A 26821-nucleotide genomic window follows, 5' to 3' on the forward strand; every position below is an offset into this window, starting at 1 on the left:
TTGTTCAAATTTAGTTAAAAAAAAACCATCTTTCCGGTAAGAAAAGACGGTTCCTGTATATTTTTGTATTAAAACTTACTTGTGTAGTGCTTTAATATACTTTTCCAAAGCCATCGTCATGGACGGAGTTTCCTTTGTAGGAGCCATTAAATCTACTTTCAGCCCTGCTTCTTCTGCTGCTGCTGAAGTGGTTGCGCCAAAAACGCCGATTTTTGTTTCTTCCTGTTTGAAATCCGGAAAATTCTGCTGTAAAGACTTTATTCCCTGCGGACTGAAGAAGATCAGCATATCATAATCTTTTACATTGATATCTGTAAGATCGCTGCAAACCGTTCTGTACATGATCGCTCTTTTCCAGTCTACATTAGAAGCCTCCATTGTTTTGGTAATATCCGGACTTAAAACATCTGATGAGGGCAAAAGATATTTTTCGCTCGGGAATTTTTTAAACAGCGGAAGAAGGTCCGAGAAATTCTTTTCCCCGAAGCTGATCTTTCTTTTTCTGTATACAATATGCTTTTGAAGATAGTTCGCAATGGCTTCCGACTGACAGATGTATCTCATCGTGTCAGGAACCGAAAAACGAAGCTCTTCAGCTAATCTGAAGTAATGGTCGATCGCATTTTTACTCGTGAAAATAATTCCGGTATATTGTGTAAGATCGATCTTTTGTGTTCTAAGCTCTTTATTGTCAACTCCTTCGACGTGGATGAAAGGGCGGAAATCAATCTTTATCTTTTCCTTCTTTGCAATTTCCAGGTACGGAGACGACTCACTTGGCGCTGGTTGAGAAACCAATATAGACTTTATTCTCATCATTGACAGTTATTAAAAAAACAATAGTTTCCAAAGCAACAAAATGGGTGCGATTTGGAGCGTGCAAATATACAAAAATTTATAATACCATTTTTCGGGTAAGATGTTGTTCTTATGAAATAAATAGAAAAACACCTTGAAAATGAATACAAAAGAGAAAAATAAAATGTAATATAAAAACATTTTATTTCTGTCGATCGGGAAATAATAGTGGGTTACACATAAAATTATTAACAAAAAAGACAGGATAAAATAAAATTTTGTAGAGGTAAAATAAAAAACAGTCCATTTTTTTCCGTCACCAATGCTTTGGAAAAATAAAAATCCTAAAGTTGATTTTACTGCATAAAAAAGAATAACCGCAATTAAGCAGAAACCGAATTTATTAAGCTGATATCCTAAAACCTGAAGATCGGCAACAAATTTAGGAACAACAGGAATATACTGTGAGATTAAAACCGAAAGCGTAAGAGTGATAACACAGGAAGTGATTACCCAGCTCGGAAGGTTGTTACTGGCATCAAAATATTTTTGAAGCAGAAAGTCTTTCAGGTTGGCTTCTCTTTCTACAACGTTCATCATAAAAAGGTATAAAAAGATACAGCCCAGCAATATAAAGATTACCCAATCGTTATTTTCAGGTATTCTTACATGATTTATAAATGTTTGTGATAACGGCAACGGAATTTTTTTGCAAAATTATAGATTATTTTGTATAAAATAAAAAGGTTAAATAAACTATCTTTGCAAACTGAAATGAAAAAACTGGTCATAATTCCGACTTACAACGAAAAGGAAAATATTGAAAATATTATTTCCGCAGTTTTTGCATTGGAAGATGACTTTCATATTTTGGTAGTGGATGACTCGTCTCCTGATGGAACGGCGGATCTGGTGAAGGATTTACAGAAAAAATTTCCGCACTATCTTCATCTTTCGGTACGAAAAGTGAAAGATGGTTTGGGAAAAGCATACATTCATGGTTTTAAATGGGCAATCGAAAACAAGTATGACTATATTTTCGAAATGGATGCCGATTTTTCTCACAACCCGAATGATCTTCCTAAACTGTATGAAGCCTGTTTAAACGCAGATATGGCAATCGGTTCCCGGTATTCCAAAGGAGTAAATGTGGTAAACTGGCCAATGGGACGCGTTTTGCTGTCTTATTTCGCTTCAAAATATGTGCGGTTTGTTTTAGGACTTCCGATTCATGATACCACGGCAGGTTTTGTCTGCTTTTCAAGAAAGGTGCTGGAAGAAATTGGTTTGGATAATGTCAAATTAAAAGGATATGGATTTCAGATCGAAATGAAATTCAGGGCTTTTAAAAAAGGATTCAGAATTGTAGAAGTTCCTATTATTTTTACAAACAGAATTCTCGGAGAAAGCAAAATGAATGGCGGCATCATTCATGAAGCGGTTTTTGGAGTTTTAAATTTAAAATGGAAATCCATCATCAACAGATTATGAAAAAGCTGATCTTCATTTTCGTTCTGATGTGTCTGTTTTCATGCGGAGACTACATCGATAAGCCTAAAAATCTGATCCCGAAAGATCAGATGGCAGAAATTATGGCTGATCTTTCCATTAACGATCAGGCGACTTTCATGTATCCAAACACGAATCTGGAGGCAGGAACAAGATATATTCTGAAAACGCACAATGTAAAATCTCAGGATTTTGTGGAAAGCTTCAAATATTATGTAGTAAAGGAACAGATGAGCGGTATCGCAGATGATGCCCAGAAAATAATATTAGAGAAAGATCCGAAAGCGGATCAGTATGTAAAGGATAAAAAAAATAAAACAGGAAATCTTCAGAATCCTCCTGCTTTATCGAGATAATTTAAGATGCAAAAGTTTTTTAATATAGAAAAAACCTCTGAGGGGAAGGCGAGAGCCGGAGAACTTACCACAGATCACGGGACAATTCAGACGCCTATTTTTATGCCTGTAGGAACCGTTGCAAGTGTAAAAACCGTTCACCAGAGAGAATTAAAAGAAGATATCAAAGCTCAGATTATTCTGGGGAATACCTATCATTTATACCTTCGTCCGGGAATGGAAGTCATGCAGGAAGCAGGAGGTTTGCATAAATTCATGAACTGGGATCTGCCGATTCTTACGGATTCGGGAGGCTTTCAGGTGTTTTCACTGGCGAGCAGCAGAAAAATGTCTGAGGAAGGAGCCCGATTCAAATCTCACATTGACGGAAGTTACCATATGTTTTCTCCGGAAAAATCCATGGAGATCCAGAGACAGATCGGAGCCGATATTTTTATGGCTTTTGATGAATGTGTGGCGTATCCGTGCGAATACAATCAGGCAAAAACATCAATGGAACTTACACACCGTTGGTTAAAAAGATGTATTGAATGGACGGAAAACAATCCTGAGTTGTACGGTCACAAGCAAAGGCTTTTCCCCATTGTTCAGGGATCTACTTTTTCAGATTTAAGAAAAATTTCCGCAGAAGTCATTGCGGAAGCGGGTGCTGAAGGAAACGCAATTGGCGGTCTTTCCGTAGGCGAACCTGAAGAGGAAATGTACAGAATTACAGATGAGGTTACCGATATTTTACCAAAAGAAAAACCGAGATATTTAATGGGAGTGGGAACTCCGTGGAATATTCTGGAATCCATCGGTTTAGGTATTGATATGATGGATTGTGTGATGCCGACGAGAAATGCCAGAAACGCAATGCTTTTCACATGGAAAGGAGTCATGAATATGAAAAACGAAAAGTGGAAGAAAGATTTTTCGCCTCTGGACGAATTTGGAACAAGTTTCGTAGACAGAGAATATTCTAAAGCGTATGTAAGACATTTGTTTGTTTCTAAAGAATATCTGGCAAAACAGATTGCTTCCATTCATAATTTAGCTTTTTATCTGGATCTGGTAAAAGTGGCAAGAGAACATATTATGGCAGGAGATTTCTATCAGTGGAAAAATTCGGTGGTTCCAATTCTTCGTCAGAGATTATAATTAAAAATAAAAACGCAGTAAAATGCTTAAGATAATAGACCGATATATCGTTAGAAAATACCTTGGAACATTCAGTTTCATGCTGATATTGCTGTCTATTGTTGTTTTGGTGATCGATGTTCAGCAGAAAATTCCAAGAATTGAAAATGCAACGGCATTAGACCCGAAACTTAATGTTACGTACTTCCTGATTCACTTTTATCCTTTCTGGATCGTGAATCTGGTCATGACGTTCCTTTCGATTCTCGTCTTTATTTCGGTGATTTATTTCACCTCAAGAATGGCAAACAATACCGAGATTGTTGCCGTCATCAGCAGTGGAGCGAGTTTTCACAGGTTTGCAAGGCCTTATTTGCTTACGTCTTTGTTTATTGCTGTTTTATCGTTGGGAATCAATCATTTTCTGCTTCCGTGGGCGAATATTCAGAAAAACCAGCTTGAAGCCTATACTTACAATGCAACCAATAAAGAGAAAGTTTTAGGGACGGCTCCGGTTTCTGCGCAATTAAGCAAAACCGAATACATCTTTATCAATTCATGGAATAAAAAAGACAAAAGAGGTTCAGGATTCGTCTATCAGAAGTTTGATAAGGACAGAAGAATGACATACGAATTAAAGGCTTCCGATGTTTCGTGGGATAAAGACAAAAAAGAATTTGTCCTGAATTCCTATACGGAAAAAACCATCAATAAAGACGATACAGAGAAATTATCCAGCGGTTTCGATCTGAAGAAAAAATACGGTCATGATCCGGAAGAACTTTTCCCTAATGAACTTTTAGGGCAGAATAAAACAACACCGGAACTGATAAAATTTATTAAAAGAGAAACCGAAAAAGGAAACAGCAACTTAAATGCGCACTTAAACGAGCTTCATCAGAGAACCTCAATGCCTTTTTCTATCGTTATTCTTACCTTTCTGGCGCTCTCACTTTCTTCGCAGAAAAAACGAGGCGGATTGGGGATTAACTTAGCTCTGGGTATTTCTTTAGCCTTTGTTTTCGTATTTTCCTTTGAGGCTTTAAAAGTGGTTTCGGAAAATAAAAGTATTTCGCCGGCTTTGGCGATGTGGCTTCCCAATATGATCTTTTTCCCGCTTGCTGCTTTTCTTTACATTAAAAGAGCCAATCAGTAAAGTAATTTTACCTCTTTGTGATAGAAAGACTGTAGTCCGTCATTTTCAAGATCAATCCAGAGTTCACCATTTTCGTCAGCTTTTTTGATGATGCCATTTTGGCGTGTTTTTTCAATTTCGAAGACGGATATTTCGTCTTTACGGAATAGATTTGTATTGAAAAGTTTGAGGATTTCCTCTTCCAAAGGAATATTTTTCAGTTTTTCGGTTAAAAAATCATGAAGTTCCAACGTAAAATCATTCAGATCAAAACATCTTCCGGTCTGCGTTAAAAGCGATCCTGCATTGGAAATTTCAAATTTTTCCTGAAGAATATTAAATCCGGCTCCTACGATGAAATATTGATTTTGATTAAATTTTTTCTTTTCAATAAGAATCCCGACGATTTTTTTATTTTTAAGAATCATATCATTCGGCCATTTTATTTTCACGTCACAGTCAGTCAAATTGTCAAGGAAATCCCGTATTGCAATTGCGGTATAATAATTGAACATAAAATCCGAGACTGTAAAGTGTTCAGCCTTTACAGCAAGAGTATACGCCAAATTTTTTTCAGCCGTTGAAGACCATGTATTTCCGTACTGTCCGCGACCTTTCGTCTGATTAAATGTGTGAAGTGCAATAAAATCTGAATCTCCGTAAAGTAAAAACTTAGATATTTCGTCATTAGTAGAAGAACATTCTTTCAGATAAAACAGTGCACTCATTTAAGAAAACTTTAAGACTTTAAAAGGCTAAAAATAAGGCTAAAGTAAAAGAAAAACAATAAATTTGCAGATTATAGTATTTTTTAATGAATAAAACAGTAGAAAAACAAGCGCTAATAGATAAAATTGTAGAGGCTATCCAGGATGTAAAAGGTGAAGATATCATGATCTTTGATCTTTCCAATATCGAAAATTCAGTAGCAGAAACGTTCATCATTTGTAGCGGAAACTCAAATACGCAGGTTTCGGCGTTGGCGGGAAGTGTAGAGAAAAAAGTAAGAAACGACCTTAAAGACAGACCTTGGCACGTAGAAGGTACCGAAAACTCTATGTGGGTTTTGGTAGATTACGTTTCCGTGGTAGTCCACATTTTCCAGAAAGAAGTAAGAGAGTATTATGATATTGAAGAACTTTGGGGAGATGCTGTGATTACGAGAATCGAAAATTAATTATTAAATTTTAAAAAGTATAAATGAACAATAAAGGATTTAACTGGTTTTTTCCTATCATGATTGTAGCACTTGTGCTGTTCTTTGTTGCCAATTCTATGGGCGACAGCACGGGTAAGACAATTGATGAAGACGGTTTCTTCAGAGAAATGCAGGCAGGGAAAGTCCAGAGAGTTTTAATTGACAAACAGGCTCAGAAAGCTGATGTATTTTTAACGCAGGCTGCCAAAACAGCTACCGTAAAAAAAGACGATAAATCTAATCCTTTTTCGGGGCTTATGATGGCTCCAAAGGCAGATTACACGCTTAAATATGGAGATCTTAGACTTTTCCTTGAAAAATTTGATGCCATCAGAATGCAAAATCCGGCGATAAAAACGTCTAAAGATTATGCGGAAGGCGAAAGTCCGTTAACGAGCTTTTTAATTCAGGCTTTAATCTGGATTGCGATTTTAGGAATTTTCTATTTCCTTCTTTTCAGAAAAATGGGTAGCGGAGGCGGACCCGGCGGACAAATTTTCTCTATCGGAAAGTCTAAAGCGAAACTTTTTGACGAAAAAGAAAGAATTCAGGTAACATTTAAAGATGTTGCAGGTCTGGAAGGTGCTAAAGAAGAAGTTCAGGAAGTGGTGGATTTCCTTAAGAACTCAGAAAAATATACCAAACTGGGAGGTAAAATTCCGAAAGGAGTTCTTTTGGTGGGTCCTCCGGGAACCGGTAAAACATTATTGGCAAAAGCAGTAGCCGGAGAGGCGAAAGTTCCTTTCTTCTCGCTTTCAGGTTCAGATTTTGTGGAAATGTTTGTTGGGGTAGGAGCTTCAAGAGTAAGAGACCTTTTTGCTCAGGCAAAAGCAAAATCTCCAGCGATTATCTTTATTGATGAGATCGATGCCATCGGACGTGCAAGAGGAAAAAATAATTTCTCAGGCGGAAACGACGAAAGAGAGAACACGCTGAACCAGCTTTTAACTGAAATGGATGGTTTCGGAACCGATACAAACGTTATTGTAATGGCTGCAACCAACAGAGCGGATATTCTGGATAAAGCGTTAATGAGAGCCGGACGTTTTGACCGTTCCATTTATGTAGACCTTCCGGAATTGCACGAAAGAAGACAGATTTTTGATGTTCATTTAAAGAAAATCAAACTTGATGATAATGTAGACCGCGAATTCTTGGCAAAACAAACACCGGGATTCAGTGGAGCGGATATTGCGAATGTTTGTAATGAAGCAGCATTAATTGCCGCAAGAAATAACCATACTTCGGTAACGAAACAGGATTTTCTTGATGCGGTTGACAGAATTATCGGTGGTCTTGAAAAGAAAAATAAAGCCATTAAACCTTCTGAAAAAAGAAGAGTTGCTTATCATGAAGCAGGGCACGCCACGATTTCATGGTTGGTAGAACACGCTTCACCGCTATTGAAAGTAACTATTGTTCCGAGAGGACGTTCTTTGGGAGCAGCTTGGTATCTTCCGGAAGAAAGACAGTTAACAACTACAGAACAAATGTTGGACGAAATGTGTGCAACATTGGGAGGTAGAGCTGCAGAGCAGGTGATATTCAATAATATTTCTACAGGAGCGCTTTCTGATCTTGAAAGTGTAACGAAAAGAGCTCAGGCAATGGTAACCATCTACGGTTTGAGTCCGAATATCGGGAATATCTCTTACTATGACAGTTCAGGGCAGTCTGAATATTCTTTCGGAAAACCTTATTCTGAAGAAACAGCGAAGAAAATTGATATTGAGATCAAAGGAATTATCGAAAATCAGTATGACAGAGCAGTTCAGATTTTAACTGAGAATAAAGACAAGCTTGATGCTTTGGCAAGTAAGCTGTTAGAAAAAGAAGTAATCTTCCGTGAAGATCTTGAAGAAATTTTCGGAAAAAGAGCATGGGATCCCGAATTAACAGAGAAACCTGTTACCAATACGATTCCGGATGGTAAAGAACCACAAGAACAGATTCTTGTTGAAGAGAAAGAAGGAGACAACGAAATTCAGGCTCCTGAAAGCCCTACACAGCTTTAAAATTTCTTAGAATTTAAATAACACAAAACCTGACAGTTCCAAAATTGTCGGGTTTTTTTATATTTCTCGGTATGTTTTTGGATTTCTATATGATTAATTTATATTTTTGTATAAAGTTGACTAAAAATAGATCAAATTGAATTTATTTAAGAAGATTGTAAGCAAACTTACCAACCAGCCTGAGCAGGAAGAAAAGCAGAGTCTGGAAAAGTTAGGAGATTCCCTGAAAAATGCGGATCTCGACTATAAGTTTGCCCAACTGTTTACGCATTCCGGAGGTTTTTTTAACTACTGTGCTGATGAAGCGGAGGCGTTACAGACTTTGAACCAGATTATTAAAATTGAAGGAATTCACAATATATTCTGTTGGGATAAAGACCTTCAGAATTTCCTTAATGTGGTAAAAACACCGTATACTTCTGAACTTCAGAGCAATAATGATGCAAGTTTCATTACCTGCGAATATCTTATTGCGTACGACGGAAGAATTATGCTTTCTCACAATAATATCCTTCATTATCATTCTTCCAGACTGCCGGATAAAATTATCATTATGGCGAATATTTCACAGATTGTGAACAACCTGAATGATGCGATGGGAAAGATCAAAAGAAACGGAAATATCAAAAATCTAACTTCCATCAGCGGCGGACAGTCGAAAATGGATACTTCTTCCCATACCAATACAAAACTGTTTTTATTGTTGCTTGAAGATTAAGCATCAGATTTAAAATTTAACATCTTGGACAAAAATCTCATTCAAAGAACCTTATCAGGAATTGTTTACGTAGCAGTTATTATTCTTTGTACCACTCCGCTTGGAGCCCATTTAATCAACAGTATTTCGCCGGATCTTGTGAAACAGCAGTATCTGTATTACGGATTAATCACACTTTTAATGGGAGTCGGTTCTTGGGAATGTTTTAAAATCATGAAATTCGGGAAAGGCTATGAACGGTTTGTTGTTTTTCCTTTGGTAATTTTTATTTTTTATGTCTTCTCGAAAAGGTATTTCAATTTTGATTTCTTTTTCGATTTCAGACTGAGTGAAATCCTTGCAATGGTTCTTATCGTGATTGCTGCCGTTACATTATTTAAATTCCCGAACGAATTATATTTTGACAGCGGAAAGCTTATTTTCACCGTAATTTATGTGGCTCTGCCTTTCAGCTTTGCTTTGGGACTTCCTAAATTTACAAGCTATGACGACAGTTTTTCTTTAGAAGTACTGTTTCTGTTCATCCTGATCTGGAGCAGTGATACCTTTGCTTATTTAACCGGAAAATTCTTCGGAAAACATAAAATGGCGCCTAAAATTTCTCCTAAAAAAACATGGGAAGGTTATATTGGCGGTGTTGTTCTTACTTTAATCCTGTCTTACTTTGTAGAACATTATCATCCGGATCTTCGCGGAAACTGGATGGTGGTAGGTTTTCTGGTTGCTGCCTTCGCGCCGATCGGGGATTTGGTGGAAAGCCAACTGAAAAGAAATTTTGCCGTGAAAGACAGCGGAAACATCATTCCGGGACATGGAGGTGTATTAGACAGGCTGGATAGTTTCATTATTTGTGTTCCTGTCGTATATTTGTACTTTATTTTAGAAAAATTTATTTAATCTCATGAAATTACACAGAGAATCAAAAGGAACCATTACCGTTGCCACCATTCTGTTCATCATTTTGGGCGCATTGGCGATTTATTTTCTTGAAATGTGGTCGTTGGTGATCATTCTGCCATTACTGGTAATCTACAGTTTAGTATTTTGGTTCTTCAGAGTTCCGAATCGCGAAATTCTCGATCACAAAGAAAATGTTATTGCTCCGGTGGACGGAAAAGTGGTAATGATTAAAGAAGTAGAAGAGGACGAGTTTATCAAAGGAAAAGCGATTCAGATTTCTATTTTTATGTCTCCGCTGAATGTTCATATCTGCCGATATCCGGTTTCAGGAAACGTAATTTATAAGAAATATCATCCGGGAAAATATCTTGTAGCGTGGCATGAAAAGTCTTCTACGGAAAACGAAAGAACAACCGTTGCAGTGGAAAGTTTAACCAATCATAAAGTGGTTTTCAGACAGATTGCAGGATATGTGGCAAGAAGAATTGTTTTCTACTGTAATGAGGGCGATACGGCAAAAGCAGGACACGAGTTCGGTTTCATTAAGTTCGGTTCCAGAATGGACGTATTTCTTCCGTTAGATACAGAAATTGTATGTAAGATCGGGGACATTACGAAAGGAGGTCTTGATGTGATCGCCAGAATGAAGGAAGAATAGAATCTGATACAAAATTATTATAATACAGAGAGAGGTTTTTTTAGCCTCTCTTTTTGTTTTTTTAAGAGTTTGCACAGTCTTTTATTACGCTTTACTACGCATACGTATAATTGAGTGGAGGTGTAGTGTGTAAAAGATCCTCTGATCTGCTAACTTTACCTTTAATTGACACCAGACAATTTACCGATAATTTTGATGTATTACTTTATTGAAATTTATTCTTCAAATGAAAAATCGGGGTTTTAAGATGTTTGAGGTTGAAGGTAAAAATAGTTTATCAGGTTTTAGTATATTTGCAATATTGAATTTAAAGTACTAAACGATAAATTCAGTTCTAAAAAAACACACTCAATGATTTACAAATTTTTCTTCCATAAAGGAGAAAAAGTGGATAATTCTGAAAATGGTTATGATCAGTTAATTAATCGCTATTTACTTTTTCTTTTTTTTATATTTTTATTTTATTCTCTTTTTATAATTACTTTTTACAGAGATATTATTGCTTCTGTTTTCCTGATCATCATTACCCTATTCTGGATATTGATGATCTCAATTGAAGATAAGGTAAAAAAGTCTCATAAGAATATCAAGATAACAGTTACCAGCATTCTTGTATTCCTTACTCTTATTGTAAGCTTTTTTAATATCTATACATCAAAATTGGCAGGGATAGAATATTTCTATTTCAGTATTCTGTTTGCCATACCTCTTTTCTTCAATTACCGTAAAGACAAGATTGAAATTTATTTTTTAGCTCTGTTCATCAGCTTTAATTTTATTATCTGTCTTTATTATGATTTTAGCTTTTTACCGAGAAGCAAATTTTTACAAAACAAAGATTACATTACCATAAAACTCATTAATATTTTATTTTCTATCGTTTCTTTTTTAATAGATATGGTATTTATAAGCCAGAAAGATGAACTTATCAACGGATTAATGAAAAACACAAAAATTAAGGATTCAACAATTGAAGACCTTATAAAAACCAATACTCAGCTCATGAAAAACCAGATGCTGGTGAATCATCTTACGGACGAAAATATTGAAGAAATATTCAGACTGGCAGAGAAAAATTCAGTTTTGTTTTTTGAGAGATTTCAAATCTTTTTTCCGGGTTTCATCCCCGCTATTTTAGAGATTAATCCTAACCTCATTCATTCTGAACTCTATTTTTGTGCATTAATGAAGCTGGATTTCGATACGAAAAAAATTGCCCAGTGTACCAATAACAGCATAAGAGCCGTAGAAAGTAAAAAGTACAGAATACGAAAAAAACTGAATATTCCTTCCGATATTAATATCAACAGCTTTCTTCTTAAAATATAAGACCATGCAGTTTTCAGATTTTTATCATCCGGAATTCTGAATTTGTGTTAAAATGTTAATAACGTGTGAGTTTTACTACGCGTGAGTAACATTGCGTATCAAAAATTTTGTTACATCATTTTTACAGAGACTAATTTTGCAGAGATTATAATCTTTATTTAAAATTTTAATCTAAAAATAAAAAATGATGAATACAAAAATTACCAGATGTTTAGCAAGAACATTACTGATTGTTCTGTTCTTTGCTTTTGAAAATTTTTTTTCGCAGTACAACGGAGCAGTAGGGATTAATACTTCTTCGCCCAATACCAATTCTGTTCTGGACATTGTTTCAGGAAATAGCAATAAGGGAATTCTCATTCCGCGTCTTACTGAAACTCAGCGAAATGCCATAGTCATCAACTCGGCAAATGATGATGGTCTTACGGTTTACAATACCACAGAAGACTGCCTGAACTATTGGAGCCTTGCAGATAATGAATGGAAAAGCGTCTGCGGACAAATAGGAAAATCGGTTTTTACAATCGATTGTTCTAATACAAAAGCTGTTGGAAGTTACGTAAAAGGAAAAGAATTAACCACTTCCAATTACCTTAGTGTGACGGTAAATGTTACTAAAATAGGAAATTATACGATTATGGGCACCACAACTAACGGTTATAATTTTTATGGAACAGGAGTTTTTTTGAACACAGGTATACAAACAATACAAATTCCGGGACAGGGAACTCCTGCCGCGATACAAACAGACACAATACAGCTTTCTGCCAATGGAGTTGATGTTACGTGTACACCACCAGTTACGATTACTGTTCTAAGCCCTGCAGCAACCTATACAATGAGTTGTGGAAAAGCAATAGTAAATGGTGTATATAAAGTAGGAACGCCTCTCACGGCTTCAAATACAATAACATTGCCTGTAAATGTTACTTCTCTGGGAAGTTACACGATTACCACTAATACAGTTGATGGAATTTCTTTTAGTGGTTCCGGAACTTTTACAGCAACTGGAAATCAAAACATTACTTTACAAGGAACGGGCACGCCTACTTCTACTTCGGTTAAAACAATTACAATAACTTCTGATAGCCAAGGTGGTGTATCTACAACATGTACGGTAAGTGTAGTTGTAGTTATTCCAATTAAAAGATTACTCGCAGTAGGAACGTCAGAAAATGTATATGGGTATAATTTTTCAGGAATAGCAGCATCTGGACGAATGATTTCTACAGCCTCAAATTTTGGGACTACAGCAACAAGTGTAGTAAAAGCAGAAGGGTTTACAAGAATTAATGGTGGAAATAGTCCTAGTATTGCTCAGTTGCAAGGTTGGCTTTCTGGTTCAAGTCCTGTTGATATTATGGTTATAGGATATTCATGGGCACCTTCTGATGCTGAAGCAGATATTATTGCAGATTATTTGGTGAAAGGAGGAGTTGTTTTGGCATTCAGTGAATCCAATGCAGGTATGCAAAGACTTTTTAGGTATGTATTTAATGATAATACCATTACAACAGGTGGTGTAAATGCAGCGGGTGCTTTGTACAGACTTCCTGTAATTAATGATGAAATTATAAACGGACCTTTTGGTGATGCAAGAGGCAAGACTTGGGGAGAAGATGCTTCAGCAACTACTTATGCATCAGGTATTCCTTCCAGCGAAATAGATATATATTCTACAGATTCTGATCTATCACAGGCTTCACCTGGAGGTACAGCGGGAAGAGTCACTGCATTTAAGCATAAAACACTGAATTTCATATGGATTGGTGATGGTGGTTTTAATTCAAATTGTGGTGCTTCTGATACTATTTGTCCTTTTGAAGTAAACGGAAGTAATTTGCCGGTTGTTAAAACTTCTTATGGAAGAGGAGGAGATGCATTAGATCAGGATGTTTATAATTCAATTATCTCTGCGAATGCTTTTGCATGGGCAATAAAACAAGCTGAATTTAATGGAATAAATACACAGTAAAGAATATAATAGTCACAATTATATAGTTTTTAAAGGTCGCTTCTGCATCGTTCATGTTGCAGAAGCTTTTGTTTTGTAGAAATAATAAGCTTAAATGAAGCCAAAAATGGAAATTTGAAAACCTGATTCATAAAGATATTGGTTTTTAATCTTGCATTGAAACTGAATCCGTTTAATAAAAAAAAGAGTATTCCTCAGATTTTAACCCTTTCGAAATACTCTTTCTTAATTTTATTGTAAACAGAATTAATCGAAATTCTGCAGTTCTACAAGTTTGTGATAAACACCTTTTTTCGCGATAAGATCGTGATGGGTTCCCTGTTCTACAATATCCCCTTTTTCCATTACCACAATCCAGTCCGCTTTCTGAATGGTAGAAAGTCTGTGGGCAATAACCAAAGAGGTTCTGTTTTCCATCATCTTTTCCAGTGCATCCTGAACAAATCTTTCCGATTCGGTGTCCAAAGCAGAAGTTGCTTCATCCAGAATCATAATCGGTGGATTTTTCAATACGGCTCTTGCAATGGAAACCCTCTGTTTCTGACCTCCTGAAAGCTTTCCTCCGTCATCTCCGATGTTAGAATCGTATCCGTCAGGAAGATTCGTAATAAAGTTATCTGCATTGGCAATTTTAGCAGCGGCAATTACCTCTTCTCTGGTGGCTTCAGGTTTCCCCATCAGAATATTATTGTACACCGTATCATTAAATAATACAGATTCCTGGGTAACCATCCCGAGAAGCTTACGGTATTCTTTTAACCTTAAATTTTTAATATTTACCCCATCAATCAGAATTTCCCCTTCGGAAACATCATAAAATCTTGCCAGAAGATTCGCGATCGTTGTTTTTCCGCTTCCGCTTTGTCCGACAAGAGCTACCGTTTTTCCTTTTGGAATACTCAAAGAGAAATTTTTAAGAATGGCGTGTTCTTTATCATAATAAAAACCGATATTTTTAAACTCAATAGCTGTATTAAGCGTCGAAATACTTACAGGATCAGCAACTTCTTCAATTTTTACATCAGCTTCAAGAATTTCCAAAACCCTGTGCAAAGAAGCTTCTCCTTTCTGTACGTTTGAAATTGATTGTGATAAACTCTTTACCGGAGGCAAAATCTGGAAGAACATTCCTAAAAAAACCAGAAAATCCTGTGGCGCAATGCTGTGTTCCACAACAATCTGCTTTCCGCCATACCATGCAATGATTAAGAAGGTAACAGAGCCCAGAAATTCGCTGATTGGCGATGCCAGTTCTTTTTTTCTTCCCAATCGTATTGAGCTGTTGATCCATCTCTGCATAGAACCCATAAAGCGGTTATCCATGATCTTTTCTGCACTGAAAATCTTAATTACTTTTGAAGACTTTAAAGTTTCATCAACAATAGAAAATATCGTTCCCATTTCATTCTGCGCTTCGTGAGAATCTTTTTTAAGACTTTTCCCGATTAACGCGATTAAAGTTCCCATCACCGGTAAAACCAGAAGAGAAAAAAGGGTTAATTCAGAACTTAGCAGAAACAGACTTATTAAAGTACTCACAAGCATAAACGGAGCATTAATCAGCTCTACCAAACTTCCTAAAATACTGCCTTCCACCTCGCCTACGTCATTGGACATACGCGACATCATATCTCCTTTTCTGCTTTCTGTAAAAAATGAAACCGGCAAAGCTAAAACCTTACGGTACATTTCTCCGCGCAGATCTTTTGTAACACCTACACGATAATTAATCAACAGGAAAGATCCTAAATATCTGAAAAGGTTTCTCAGCAAAAACATAAATGCTGTGATGACGCAGAGCCATGCCAAAACATTCAGCGTACCATAATCATCCACTAAAGTCTGGATGTAGTAATTGGAATAGTTTTTCAGATAAGGAAATAAATCTGTAAGGTTTCCGGAATAAACAGGCGGAGATTCAAAATCTTCCCTTTTAATAGTTCCGAAAAGCATTCCCAAAACAGGAAGAATGGTTCCTAAAGAAGCAATCTGAAATACAGAATATAATAAGTTGAAAAATAAACTTCCGAAAATATATTTCTGGTGTGGTTTGGCGAATTTTAATATTTTTTTATATTCGTTCATTCAATGAAAAAATTGGATAGCAAAATTACGTAATTAAAATGATAAGACGTTTTTAATCGACTTTTACTTTATAATAAGTTGATGTACCAAGTATTTTGTTACAGATTTTCGTGCAGATATTTCTCAGAAAAAACAAAGCCACCCGAAGAAAGATGGCTTTAGATATCGAATTTTAAAATTTCACTTTATCGTTATACTTCGGTTCAAAATTCTTTGGCGAAAGTTTGTCTAAAGTCTTCCCGAAATTATTGATGATGGTGGTTAAATTCTCGAAATCCACCACATTTACATCATCGTTTTCATGATGATAATGTGTAGCTTTCGTCATGTCAACCGTAGAAAAAGAATGCGCGATAATTTTTTTCTTAACGAAACTCACATTGTCTGATCGGTAGAAAAGCTGTTCTGAAGCATAAGGATCAGGATTTATTTTTAAGCCGTTTGCCGCATTTTTATTAAACAATTCATCAAGATCCGAAAATTCATCACCCGTCATAAACAAAGCATTCTTTCCGAAAGCAGATTCTGTAGCCACCATTTCAAAATTAAACAGCGCAGTCATTTTATCATAAATCGGATTTAAATTCTCGTCCTTTGAAATGGCTCTGGAACCCAGCATTCCTTTTTCCTCTCCGTTAAATGCCATGAAAACCAAAGAAAACTCCGGTTTTTTATTTTTGAAATAATCTGCAATTCCTACCAGAGTGGTAATTCCGCTTGCATCATCATCGGCTCCGTTGTAAATATTGTCTTTAAGATTATTGCTGGTTCCGATATGATCAAAATGTCCGGAAAATCCTAAGAATTTTTCTGTTTTACCCTTTTTTACGCCGCATACATTATACACGGTTTTTCCCTTGTATTCAAAAGGAACGAGATAAGAATTTCCGGTACAGAAATCTAAATTGTTTTCTTTAAAAAGCTTTGCGATATAATTGGCGGCGTTATCATTTTCAGCAGTTCCGATTTCTCTGCCTTTCATTTCATCGGAGGCCAGAGTTGCAAGCACAGTTTGCACTCTTTCCGTCGAAACTTCCTGTGCAAAAGAAAATATTGAAAAGAGCGAGAAAGTAAGATAAGTAAGTTTTTTCATTTTTAATAATTTATAAACAATCTGTCGCAGTATAAACGGAAATGTTGCACGGAAAATATATTCAGTTGAAAAATAATAGGAATACATCTCCTAAAGACGAATAATTCTGAAAATACACAAATAAAAAAACAGCTCCTAAAAGAAGCTGTTCTCACTCAAAAAATCGTTGTAAGGTTATCGAAGTCTGTCTACAGATTTTACGAGCCTCTCATCTTTTTTGATGTAAATGTTTGCTATAAGCAGACAGATCACCGCAATTAATGAGAAAACCGGCTCAATACCCTTCTCAGGAAAATCTATTCCTCCGGATAATTTTAGTAACCAGTACATCAATACACCAATCAACAAAGCGTTTATAATAATGCTGATGTTATTCAGCAGAATTTGTCTTTTTCTGTTTTTAAAGCTGAAAATACTGAGTACTCCCACCAAAACAAGGACAATACATCCGATATTAATCACAGGAATGCTGTCCGAAATAACAACATCCTCTCCTGTAATGAACAGAAATACAGCAGCCAACACTGCTAAAAAAGTCCATATAGTCTGTATTCTTTGTAGCATTGAATATTTAATTCTACGCAAAAGTAATATAAATTTTGCACAATTCAAAAATAAGTGTAGATTTGCATTATACGAATGTACTTGAAAACAACAGTCACCTGACTTACTTTTCTTATTCACAATTAATTACATTTTTTACACTAAATATGTTTAACATTGAAACGTTAAGGTCAAAATCCGTAACGGAACTGACTAAAATCTTAAAGGATTTGGGCGTTAAAGTGGCAAGAAACAGCACTGAAAATGACAAAATCTTTGCAATTCTTGACTTTCAGGCCTCCAATCCAAAAGTAGCAAAAGAATATTTCAACGCTACTGAAATCAGTACGAATACTGAAGAAAAACCGGCAGAAAAACCTGCGAAGGCTCCTGCTAAAAAAGCTGCTCCGAAAAAAACGGCAGCGAAGACAAAAGCTGAAGCGAAACCTGCGGAAGAAACAAAACCTAAAGCAGAAGAAAAAGCGGAAGTAGAAGTAAAAGAACCCATTTCTGAAGAACAAAAATCTGAAGAAACCAAAGCGGAACCTGCAGCAGCAATAGAAGAACAGACTGCAGCAGCACAAGCTAAGAAAAAGAGGAAAAGAGTTTCTCCTGCCAGTACAACCAATGCAGAAGCGCCTCAGGAAAAAACAGAAGCTCCAAAAAACACAGAATCTCAGGAAGCTGCTCCGGCAGAAGAAAAGCCGAATAATACCCCTCAACAGCAGGCCAGATCCCCAAAAGGACAAAACAACAATCCGAACAACAACGGAAACCAGCATAGAAATCAAAACCATAACCAAAGTCCGAATCAAAACCAAAATCAGCATCAGAATAAGCAGCAACAGCAGCATTCTGAAAGAGCGGAAGAACAGCACGAAGCTCCTAAAAAGGAATTCAGTTTCGACGGAATGGTAAGCATTGAAGGGGTTTTGGAAATTTTACCGGACAATTACGGATTTTTACGTTCTTCAGACTTTAGTTATATCTCTTCACCGGACGACGTATACGTTTCTACGGCACAGATCAGAAATTACAGCCTGAAAACAGGAGATACCGTAAAAGGGATTGTAAGATTACCGAAAGAAGGAGAAAAGTATTTTTCCTTATTAAGACCCACAGAAGTTAACGGACGTGATCTTGCTTTTATTAAAGACCGTGTTGCTTTTGAATATTTAACGCCGCTTTTCCCACAGGAAAAATTCAACCTTGCCGGAAAAGGCTCTACTATTTCTACAAGAGTGGTGGATCTTTTCGCACCCATCGGGAAAGGACAGAGAGCAATGATCGTTGCACAGCCGAAAACCGGTAAAACCATGTTGCTGAAAGATATTGCCAATTCTATCGCTGCCAATCATCCTGAAGTTTATATGATGGTTCTTCTGATCGACGAACGTCCGGAAGAAGTTACCGACATGGAAAGAAGCGTGAATGCGGAAGTAATTGCATCTACTTTTGATGAAGCGGCAGAAAAGCACGTAAAAGTGGCTAACCTTGTTCTGGCGAAAGCACAGAGAATGGTAGAATGTGGTCATGATGTTGTGATTTTATTAGACTCCATCACAAGATTGGCAAGAGCTTACAATACCGTTACTCCTGCATCAGGTAAAGTTTTATCGGGAGGTGTTGATGCAAATGCACTCCATAAACCGAAAAGATTCTTCGGAGCGGCAAGAAAGATTGAAGGAGGAGGTTCTCTAACGATCATCGCAACAGCTCTTATCGATACCGGTTCTAAAATGGATGAGGTAATCTTTGAAGAATTTAAAGGAACAGGAAACATGGAACTTCAGTTGGACAGAAAAATTGCCAACAGAAGAATTTATCCTGCAATTGATTTGGTGGCTTCAAGTACCCGTAGAGACGATCTGCTTCTGGATGAAGTTACTTCCCAGAGAATGTGGATTCTTAGAAAATACCTTTCTGAAATGAATCCAATCGAAGCAATGGAATTTGTAGACAAAAACATCAAAGGAACTTTGAATAACGAAGAATTCCTGATGTCGATGAATAAATAAATTGAATTTAATTTGTTAAATAGAAAGCACGGACGTTTAATGTTCGTGCTTTTTTAGTTTTTGGTTTGAAATTAAATTATTTTTTTTGGAGCTTTATCTCGCTTTCCGCACTCGCTATTTTAGGATTTCGGCGGCGAAGCCGCCGCCGAAATCCTAAAATGAGCTCAGACAATTGCTGCAATCGAGGCTAGGGTTTTTGTCAGATATTTCAATATTTCATTGAATCCACAAAATTTGTGATCCTGAAAGAGTTCAATATAGCATTAAAATAAAGTCTGAAAAAATTCTTGTTTGAACCCTTTGGTTTGTTATCAGCTTTAATTCAAAAATAAATTTTTCAAAATTGATAAGCTTCCGTCATTAGACTTTCTTACCATGAAAATTTAATTCATTCTAAATCAATATATCAATGTTAAAGATTTATTAAAGTAATCCTCATTTTTTGAATATAGATTAAATAATGGCTAAATTTGGGTAATAACATTAAAAATAAAATTATGTCATTTGAATTACCAAAACTAGGATATGCTTACGACGCATTAGAGCCGACAATTGATGCAAGAACAATGGAAATCCACCATACAAAACATCATCAAACATACGTAGACAATTTAAATAATGCGATTAAAGGAACTGATCTTGAAGGAAAAACTATTGAAGAAATCTGCCAGACAGGAACTGATAAACCAGCAGTAAGAAACAATGGAGGAGGACACTTTAACCATACTTTATTCTGGGAAGTTTTAACTCCGGGCGGAAGCAAAGAACCTGTAGGAAATGTAAAAGCTGCTATCGAAGCTTACGGAGGTTTTGAAAAATTCAAGACAGATTTTTCTGATGCTGCTAAAACAAGATTCGGTTCAGGATGGGCTTGGTTGGTAAAAAATGCTGACGGTTCTGTTACTGTTTCTTCAACTCCGAATCAGGATAACCCGTTAATGCCGGTTGCAGACGTAAAAGGAACTCCTGTTTTAGGACTTGACGTTTGGGAGCACGCTTATTATTTAAACTACCAAAACAGAAGACCTGATTATGTTTCAGCATTCTTCGAAGTAGTAAACTGGGATAAAGTAGAAGAATTATTCAACAAATAATTATTCAACTATTTCATAAAAAAGGTTCAGAATGCTCTGAACCTTTTTTAGTATCTTGTGGTATCACTTCCCGAAAGTCCGTTCATTTTTAAACCGTATTTCCAGTTTACATACGCAAAAACCTGATACAGTTTGTATTCGAATTTAATACCGTATTTTTCTTTCGGATCATAGTCAATGGATGATTCTATCACATTTCTGTATCTTCCGGAACTATAGTAGGAATTCCATTCAGTGACCAGAAAAGTATTTCTGTTCTTCAGATAAGATTCAGAATACTGGCTGAGTGGCTTGGCAATGGCATTCAGAAAATAATCAAACTGAGTATCGATTACCGTAAGATCCCATTCTCCATCATCATTCTTTGATGGTTTAATTTCCGACTTTTCTTTTTCATTCTTAGGATTGCTTTGCGCAGAACAATAGACTGAAAATAAAGAAAGTATTAATAGTAAAACTAAATTTTTCATCTCATAAAGTTACAAAAAAAAGACACTCAATCTGAGTGCCTTGTATTTTTATGGTTCTTTCTGGAGAACTACAAATGCCGGAAAGTGGTCGCTGTAACCGCCGGTAAACTGGTCGCCGTTCCATGATCGGAAAGGGTAGCCTTTGTAATTTCCTTCTTTATTCACTAAGTAAGCAGGAGCAAAAATTTCAGCCTTATAAACCGAATAATCTTTTGTTACCTGATCTGAAACTAAATTTTTAGAAACAATAATCTGGTCAAATAAGTTTGGTGCATCCTGATACGCTAATGAAGCAACTCCTTTTTTATACAAAGGGTACATTAAGTTAAGATAAGGATTGGCATCACTTAAATCTTTCGGGCTTGGCTGTGCTTTCAGATGATTTTTTAAACTTGCACTTACAGGATCATCATTAAAATCTCCCATTGCAAATAATTTTGTTGAAGGATCTGCTGCTCTTACACTGTCCATTTGTTGTTTCAGTAAAGCTGCTGCTGCATTTCTTTTAGGAAGAGAAACCGCTTCGCCCCCTCTTCTTGAAGGCCAGTGATTCATGAAGAATGCCACCTTTTCATTATCAAGGAAGCCTGTAACCACCAAAATATCTCTTGTATATTCTCTTTTTCCTTCGTCACCGAAAACTTTAAGTTCCTTTTTTAAAGAATTGGTTGGAGTAAATCTTCTCTTCTGGTAAATCAAAGCCACATCAATTCCTCTGTAATCATAAGAATTGTAATGAATGATTCCGTAATCATATTTTTTCAGTGCCGGTTCATTAATAAGATCCTGAATAACCTGTCTGTTTTCCACCTCAATTAAACCTACCACAGCAGGAGCCGTTTTAGTGTATTGTGCTCCCATTTCAGAAATTACTTTGGCTTCGTTGGCAAGTTTCGCCTTATACACTTTCGTGTTGTAGTTTTTAGCACTTTTTGGAGTAAATTCTTCCGAGCCGCCTTGGTATCTTACTACTTTTTTACCGATTAAAGCGCCATCGCTCCATGGTCCGTCGTGTTTTTCAGCTTCTAAAAACTTAACGGAATCCAATGGAATGCTTCTGTGGAAAGCCGGATTTTTAATATCTTTAGTCCCGTCGATATAATCTGCTGACTGAATGGTGTCCCAAAGGTTTTCCACATTCAAAAAACCTACAGTCGCCACCTTTCTCAGTTTTCCCTGCTGTTGTGAAAATGCCATTATTGATAAAACGATGGCAAAAAAACTCAAAAATTTCTTCATTCTCTTAGAGTTATTATTAATATTATTTAATCTGCAAATTTACTTTTTTTTAATTTCCCGCTATTTTAAATATTTGTAAATTTAAAATGTGGTATTTACGTTTTTATTTATAATGATTCTTAAAAGCTTGCAATGTTAAGAAAAAATAACGTAAAAAAAGTTGTAAATTCTAAATTTTGACTAAATTTGCGTCCCCAACTTTTAAACTGTTGAGAATTAACAAGAAAAGTATTTAAAAAATAAATATACTCATGATTAAAAAACTATCATTAGTCTCTTTATTTACTTTACTTCCAGCATCATACTATTTTGCACAGACTACGGTTTCTGCCTATTTAAAAGATGCTGAAGGAAAGCCCGTTGAAAGGGCAGAAGTAGATCTTAAAGGGAATGACAATGATGTAACGGCTGACAAAATCGGATACTTCCAGTTTGTAGACCTGAAGCCGGGGCATTACCAAATTGTGATTACAAAACCGAATTACGAAACCAAAGTAATGGAGTTTGATGTAATGGACAGTGAGAAGAAAAAGGATTTAGGGACAATTACCCTATATTCTGCACTTACAAGCGCGGATCAAGGTTTAGCAATCATTGACAATAGTGGAAGTGATGATGAAGACGGAAGTAGCGGACAAGCTTCTACGGTTGGTTTATTACAATCTTCTCAGGATGTATTTAACAGAATTGCCAGTTTTGATTTGGGAGCATATTGGTTCAGACCAAGAGGTATTGACGGAAGAACTTCCGAAAATATGATGAATGGAGTTTCCATGGTAAAATCTGATAACGGAAATGTAGACTTTTCTAATTGGGGAGGCCTTAATGAAATCGTGAGATATCCTGAAATTTTCTCTAACCACTCACCTTCAGAATATGCATTTGGTGGGGCAAGCGGAATTATTTACAAAAATACTAAAGCGAGTGAGTATAGAAAAGGATTTCAGGCAACTTATTCCATTACTAACAGAAATTATCGTCAGAGAGTTTCTTTGAGGTACACTTCCGGAATGAGTAAAAAAGGCTGGGCGTTCACTGTGATGGGAGCTAAAAGATGGGCTGAAGAAGGTATTCAGGAAGGAACGTTTTATGATGCTTACGGAACTTATTTAGGTATTGAGAAGAGAATTAACGATAATCATACGATTACATTTAATGCTTTTGCTTCTCCTTACAGAAGGTCAACAGCAAGTCCGAGTACTCAGGAAGTTTTTGATTACAGAGGAGTACATTATAACTCATATTGGGGATGGCAAGATGGCGAAAAAAGAAGTGAAAGAGTTAGAAAAGGTTTTCAGCCAATCTTCCAGATTCAGGATTTTTTAAAAATCAACAAAAAATCTAATTTGTGGACGAGTGTTTCTTACCAGTTTGGAAAAGATAAAGGGTCAAGATTAGATTGGCAGAATGCACAAAACCCTTCTCCAACGTATTATAAAAAATTACCGAGTTATTACTTAAACAGTATTATTTACAGCCAATATCATAATAATACTCCCGCTGCTAATTATGATTTATTATTGCAAGGATATCAGGCTGCGAATGAAAACTGGATCAATAATAATCAAGATGTAACTCAGATTAACTGGAGTTCTTTATATGCTGCCAATCTTGCAAATGATGTTGTAGATCAGGCTGAGATGTCTACACGATTTGGACTTACAGGGAAAAGAGCTAAGTATTTTTTAGTAAATGATGTAAGCGACGATAAGATTTTTAATGCTGCTACACATTATACCTATAACTTTAATGATAAGACAAGATTTTTGTTAAATGTTTCTTATCAAAACTTTAAGTCGGAATATTATAGAGAGGTTAATGATTTGTTAGGGGCAGATTATGCACTAAATGTCGATCCATATGCAGATTCCAACAAAGCAGGTTCTTCAGGTCTGTTTGATATGAATGATACACAATTGGCAAAACATGTTGGCGATAAGATCAATTATGATTATATTCTTAGAAGACAAGAAGTAAAAGTAAATCCGGGACTTAAATTATCTACAGGACAGTTTGATGTATTTGTTAGTGGTCTTTTCGGATACTCAACATCAAATAGAGAGGGTCTTTTTAAAAATTATCTTTATCAAAACAATTCTTTTGGAGAAAGTAAAGATTATAATTATTGGAATTATGGTTTAAAAGGACAAATTATTTATAGACTTAACGGTAGGAATTTCTTTGTATACAATGGTGCATATTTTTCACAGGCTCCATTCTTAGAAGATATTTTTATCAATCCTAGAGCGAATAATTATACAGTTCCAAATATTAAGAATGCAGTAATCAGTGCAAATGATTTAAGCTATGTTATTTCTACGCCTTTCTTAAAATTAAGAGCAACAGGTTATATTGTTAATACACAAAATGATACCAATGTTCAGAGATTTTTTGCAGACGGTTTAGTTCTTAATGTGTCCGAGGCAGATACAGGATCTGAAGATAAAACAGCCAGTGCGTTTGTAACACAGACTATGTCTAATGTGAACAAAAGAAACATGGGTGCTGAACTTGGTGTAGATGTAAAAGTACTTCCGACTCTTTCATTACAGGGAGTTGCAAGTTGGGGAGAGTATAAATATACCAACAATCCTAATGTTTATATATCTTCTGATGTAATGGCTGCACCTTATGCTAATTTAGGAACTGCATATATAAAAGATTTTAAAGTTGGAGGAACAGCTCAGAAAGCATTTTCTGCAGGATTCAGATACAATTCTCCTAAGTATTGGTGGTTTGGAGCGAGCTGGAATTATCTTGATGACAACAATCTTGATCCATCTGCAATTCTTAGAACGAACGATTTTATTCAAAACAATAACAGCAGTACTCCTTTCGTGAATCTTGATGATCCGAAAATTGAGCGTTATATGCAACAGGTAAAACTTCCTTCATCATTCTTCGTGAATGCCAATGTTGGAAAATCATGGATTATCGGTAAGTATTATGTATTGATTTCTGGTTCAGTAAATAATATTCTTGATAACAGAAAATATATTACAGGAGGTTTCGAGCAAATAAGAAGTGCGAATGGTAATGTTGATTTCGAAAACGATTATAACAGCAGATATCCAAACTTTGCACCTAAATACTGGTATACACAAGGACGTTCTTACTTTGTAAACTTGCAAGTGAGATTCTAATAAATTTAATCTTAGAAATATAAAAAAATGAATATAAAAAACTTCTTAAAAATTAGCTTAGGTGTAGCTGTGTTAGGAGCTACTCAGCTTTCTTGCATCCACGACGATAAATGGGATGCACCAGAAATCACATGTAACAATAAATTTGCTGCACCTACCATGACGATGGCAGATTTTGTGGCATTATCCCCATCTTCAGGAGTATATACTGTTCCTGCGCAGGATGCAACTCATCCAGAGGTAATTTTTGATGGATATGTAGTTTCATCAGATGCAAACGGAAACTTCTATAAAACTCTTGTTTTTCAGGACAAACCTCAAAATCCTACAGTAGGTTTGGTATTAGGGATTAATAAGTCTCTAAACTATGCAGATTTCCCTGTAGGAGCACACATCAGAATCAGAGCAAACGGTATGGTTATCGGAAAATCTGCTGGGGTTATTACTTTAGGAGTTAAAGATCCAGATTTTGCTATCGGAAGAATTCCGGAGTCTATTATCAGCAGATATATTGCAGGTGTTTGTAACGGAACAGGGTTGGATATTGCTACAATCACTCCTCGTGAACTTACTCTTGCAGATATTAAAAATGATAAATATATCAATACGCTTGCTAAAGTAAAGAATGTTCAGTTTGTTGATGCTGAAGTTGGTTTAAATTTAATGAATACCGATGCGTCGGGTACTGCAGTAGATACAGATAGACATATCATTGATATTTATGGAACTCAGGCAACCGTTAGAACTGACGGATTCTTTAAGCCTACTTATGCAATTCCAAATACAAGCGGAGATATTACATTTGTAGTAAGTAAATATAATAGCTCATTCCAAAATGTGATAAGAGGAATCAGTGATATTGAATTTAAAAATCCTAGATTAACGCCTGCAACGTTAGTGCTGAATGAACCTTTTGCAAACTTGACAGCTAATGCATGGACAGCCTTCAATGTTTCCGGTACACAGGTTTGGGGAACTACAAACTTTGGTAACCCTGCGCCTTCTGCTTACATAAGTGGATTAGGAGGAGTTAATGAAGACTGGTTGATTTCAAAATCTCTTTCTTTATCAGGAGCTACAGCAGCTAAACTTTATTTTGAAACAGACGTAAGATTTCCTGGAAATCCATTACAGGTTTTAATTACTACAGATACTTACGCGGGAGGTAATCCTAATACATTAAACTGGACACCTCTTAATGCTGTTATAGATACAGATATTGCTTCATTTGGAGGTTTTGTAGGTTCCGGATTGATTGACCTTACGCCTTACTTAAATCAAAATATCAGAATTGCATTTAAGTATACAAACCCATCAACAACAGTTGCAAGTGCAGTGGAAATTGATAACGTAAAAGTTTTCAAAACGCCTTAAGATTATTGTAATTATAAATAATATAAAAGCCGGAAGTTTTCTTTCGGCTTTT

At 36.0% G+C, this 26821-nt stretch carries 23 protein-coding genes; 15 read left to right on the forward strand and 8 right to left on the reverse strand.

Going from position 1 to position 26821, the window contains the following annotated elements; all coding sequences use genetic code 11:
• Positions 1 to 75: 75 nt before the first annotated feature.
• Positions 76 to 816: a uroporphyrinogen-III synthase gene (locus B0E34_RS08360; RefSeq protein ID WP_076391975.1), complete on the reverse strand. Its 741-nt coding sequence runs from the start codon at positions 814 to 816 to the stop codon at positions 76 to 78.
• 12 nt (positions 817 to 828) lie between these two features.
• Positions 829 to 1497 carry a DUF4271 domain-containing protein gene (locus tag B0E34_RS08365; protein ID WP_087708621.1) on the reverse strand — a complete coding sequence of 223 codons (669 nt, stop codon included), beginning with the start codon at positions 1495 to 1497 and terminating at the stop codon, positions 829 to 831.
• Between the two features lie 75 nt (positions 1498 to 1572).
• Here B0E34_RS08365 and B0E34_RS08370 point away from each other — a divergent pair, with 75 nt between their 5' ends.
• From B0E34_RS08370 to B0E34_RS08385, 4 genes are read left to right on the forward strand one after another with little or no spacing between them, the layout of a single operon-like run.
• Positions 1573 to 2289, forward strand: a complete 717-nt coding sequence (locus B0E34_RS08370) for a polyprenol monophosphomannose synthase (RefSeq protein WP_087708623.1) — start codon at positions 1573 to 1575, stop codon at positions 2287 to 2289.
• Positions 2286 to 2663, forward strand: a complete 378-nt coding sequence (locus B0E34_RS08375) for a DUF4296 domain-containing protein (protein WP_087708625.1) — start codon at positions 2286 to 2288, stop codon at positions 2661 to 2663. Before B0E34_RS08370 ends, B0E34_RS08375 begins: the two co-directional genes overlap by 4 nt.
• A 6-nt stretch (positions 2664 to 2669) precedes the next feature.
• Positions 2670 to 3803, forward strand: a complete 1134-nt coding sequence (gene tgt / locus B0E34_RS08380) for a tRNA guanosine(34) transglycosylase Tgt (protein WP_076391557.1) — start codon at positions 2670 to 2672, stop codon at positions 3801 to 3803.
• Positions 3804 to 3825: 22 nt separating this feature from the next.
• Positions 3826 to 4938 (forward strand): LptF/LptG family permease, encoded by a 1113-nt coding sequence (locus B0E34_RS08385; RefSeq protein WP_087708627.1) that lies wholly within the window; start codon positions 3826 to 3828, stop codon positions 4936 to 4938.
• On the opposite strand, the gene B0E34_RS08390 is transcribed toward B0E34_RS08385, so the two are convergent.
• A complete protein-coding gene (locus B0E34_RS08390) occupies positions 4932 to 5645 on the reverse strand; it encodes a biotin--[acetyl-CoA-carboxylase] ligase (RefSeq protein WP_087708628.1) in 714 nt (237 codons plus the stop codon). The genes B0E34_RS08385 and B0E34_RS08390 overlap by 7 nt on opposite strands.
• 86 nt (positions 5646 to 5731) lie before the next feature.
• Between B0E34_RS08390 and rsfS the strand changes: the two genes are divergently transcribed.
• From rsfS to B0E34_RS08425, 7 genes are all read left to right on the forward strand, one after another.
• Positions 5732 to 6094, forward strand: a complete 363-nt coding sequence (gene rsfS, locus B0E34_RS08395) for a ribosome silencing factor (RefSeq protein ID WP_087708630.1) — start codon at positions 5732 to 5734, stop codon at positions 6092 to 6094.
• Between the two features lie 23 nt (positions 6095 to 6117).
• Positions 6118 to 8130 (forward strand): ATP-dependent zinc metalloprotease FtsH, encoded by a 2013-nt coding sequence (gene ftsH, locus B0E34_RS08400; protein WP_087708632.1) that lies wholly within the window; start codon positions 6118 to 6120, stop codon positions 8128 to 8130.
• A gap of 136 nt (positions 8131 to 8266) precedes the next feature.
• A complete protein-coding gene (locus tag B0E34_RS08405) occupies positions 8267 to 8848 on the forward strand; it encodes an LUD domain-containing protein (RefSeq protein WP_076391567.1) in 582 nt (193 codons plus the stop codon).
• A 24-nt stretch (positions 8849 to 8872) separates the two neighbouring features.
• Positions 8873 to 9745, forward strand: coding sequence for a phosphatidate cytidylyltransferase (locus B0E34_RS08410; RefSeq protein ID WP_087708634.1), 873 nt, complete (start codon positions 8873 to 8875; stop codon positions 9743 to 9745).
• Positions 9746 to 9749: 4 nt separating this feature from the next.
• Positions 9750 to 10406 carry a phosphatidylserine decarboxylase family protein gene (locus B0E34_RS08415; RefSeq protein ID WP_087708636.1) on the forward strand — a complete coding sequence of 219 codons (657 nt, stop codon included), beginning with the start codon at positions 9750 to 9752 and terminating at the stop codon, positions 10404 to 10406.
• A 351-nt stretch (positions 10407 to 10757) separates the two neighbouring features.
• Complete coding sequence (locus tag B0E34_RS08420) at positions 10758 to 11735, forward strand: helix-turn-helix transcriptional regulator (RefSeq protein ID WP_087708638.1); 978 nt, start codon at positions 10758 to 10760, stop codon at positions 11733 to 11735.
• A 184-nt stretch (positions 11736 to 11919) separates the two neighbouring features.
• Positions 11920 to 13710 (forward strand): phage tail-like protein, encoded by a 1791-nt coding sequence (locus B0E34_RS08425; RefSeq protein WP_123956579.1) that lies wholly within the window; start codon positions 11920 to 11922, stop codon positions 13708 to 13710.
• Between the two features lie 246 nt (positions 13711 to 13956).
• Here B0E34_RS08425 and B0E34_RS08430 read toward each other — a convergent pair whose 3' ends face one another.
• The 3 genes from B0E34_RS08430 to B0E34_RS08440 all read right to left on the reverse strand — a co-directional run bounded on the left by B0E34_RS08430 (position 13957) and on the right by B0E34_RS08440 (position 17452).
• Positions 13957 to 15795 carry an ABC transporter ATP-binding protein gene (locus B0E34_RS08430; protein WP_087708642.1) on the reverse strand — a complete coding sequence of 613 codons (1839 nt, stop codon included), beginning with the start codon at positions 15793 to 15795 and terminating at the stop codon, positions 13957 to 13959.
• Positions 15796 to 15967: 172 nt separating this feature from the next.
• A complete protein-coding gene (locus B0E34_RS08435) occupies positions 15968 to 16888 on the reverse strand; it encodes a M28 family peptidase (RefSeq protein WP_087708791.1) in 921 nt (306 codons plus the stop codon).
• Positions 16889 to 17062: 174 nt separating this feature from the next.
• Entirely contained in the window at positions 17063 to 17452 is a 390-nt protein-coding gene (locus tag B0E34_RS08440) for a DUF4293 family protein (RefSeq protein ID WP_087708644.1), read from the reverse strand.
• A gap of 146 nt (positions 17453 to 17598) precedes the next feature.
• On the opposite strand from B0E34_RS08440, the gene rho reads away from it, so the two are divergent.
• Together rho and B0E34_RS08450 are read left to right on the forward strand one after the other, a co-directional pair.
• On the forward strand, positions 17599 to 19449 hold the full coding sequence (gene rho / locus B0E34_RS08445; RefSeq protein ID WP_087708646.1) for a transcription termination factor Rho: 1851 nt from the start codon (positions 17599 to 17601) through the stop codon (positions 19447 to 19449).
• Positions 19450 to 19946: 497 nt separating this feature from the next.
• Positions 19947 to 20543: a superoxide dismutase gene (locus B0E34_RS08450; protein ID WP_087708648.1), complete on the forward strand. Its 597-nt coding sequence runs from the start codon at positions 19947 to 19949 to the stop codon at positions 20541 to 20543.
• Positions 20544 to 20590: 47 nt separating this feature from the next.
• Here the strand turns inward: B0E34_RS08450 and B0E34_RS08455 are convergent, their stop codons facing one another.
• Together B0E34_RS08455 and B0E34_RS08460 are read right to left on the reverse strand one after the other, a co-directional pair.
• Complete coding sequence (locus tag B0E34_RS08455; RefSeq protein WP_087708650.1) at positions 20591 to 21013, reverse strand: DUF6146 family protein; 423 nt, start codon at positions 21011 to 21013, stop codon at positions 20591 to 20593.
• Positions 21014 to 21061: 48 nt separating this feature from the next.
• Positions 21062 to 22252, reverse strand: coding sequence for an endonuclease/exonuclease/phosphatase family protein (locus B0E34_RS08460; RefSeq protein WP_087708652.1), 1191 nt, complete (start codon positions 22250 to 22252; stop codon positions 21062 to 21064).
• Positions 22253 to 22503: 251 nt separating this feature from the next.
• Here B0E34_RS08460 and B0E34_RS08465 point away from each other — a divergent pair, with 251 nt between their 5' ends.
• Both B0E34_RS08465 and B0E34_RS08470 read left to right on the forward strand, forming a co-directional pair.
• A complete protein-coding gene (locus tag B0E34_RS08465) occupies positions 22504 to 25395 on the forward strand; it encodes a carboxypeptidase-like regulatory domain-containing protein (protein ID WP_087708654.1) in 2892 nt (963 codons plus the stop codon).
• A 27-nt stretch (positions 25396 to 25422) separates the two neighbouring features.
• The gene (locus B0E34_RS08470) at positions 25423 to 26769 is read left to right on the forward strand and encodes a M949_1556 family lipoprotein (protein WP_087708656.1); all 1347 of its coding nucleotides are present in this window, start codon (positions 25423 to 25425) and stop codon (positions 26767 to 26769) included.
• The last annotated feature ends 52 nt before the right edge of the window (positions 26770 to 26821 follow it).

Origin of the sequence: Chryseobacterium mucoviscidosis (genome assembly GCF_002177115.1) — a bacterium.
Classification (GTDB): Bacteria; Bacteroidota; Bacteroidia; order Flavobacteriales; family Weeksellaceae; genus Chryseobacterium; species Chryseobacterium mucoviscidosis.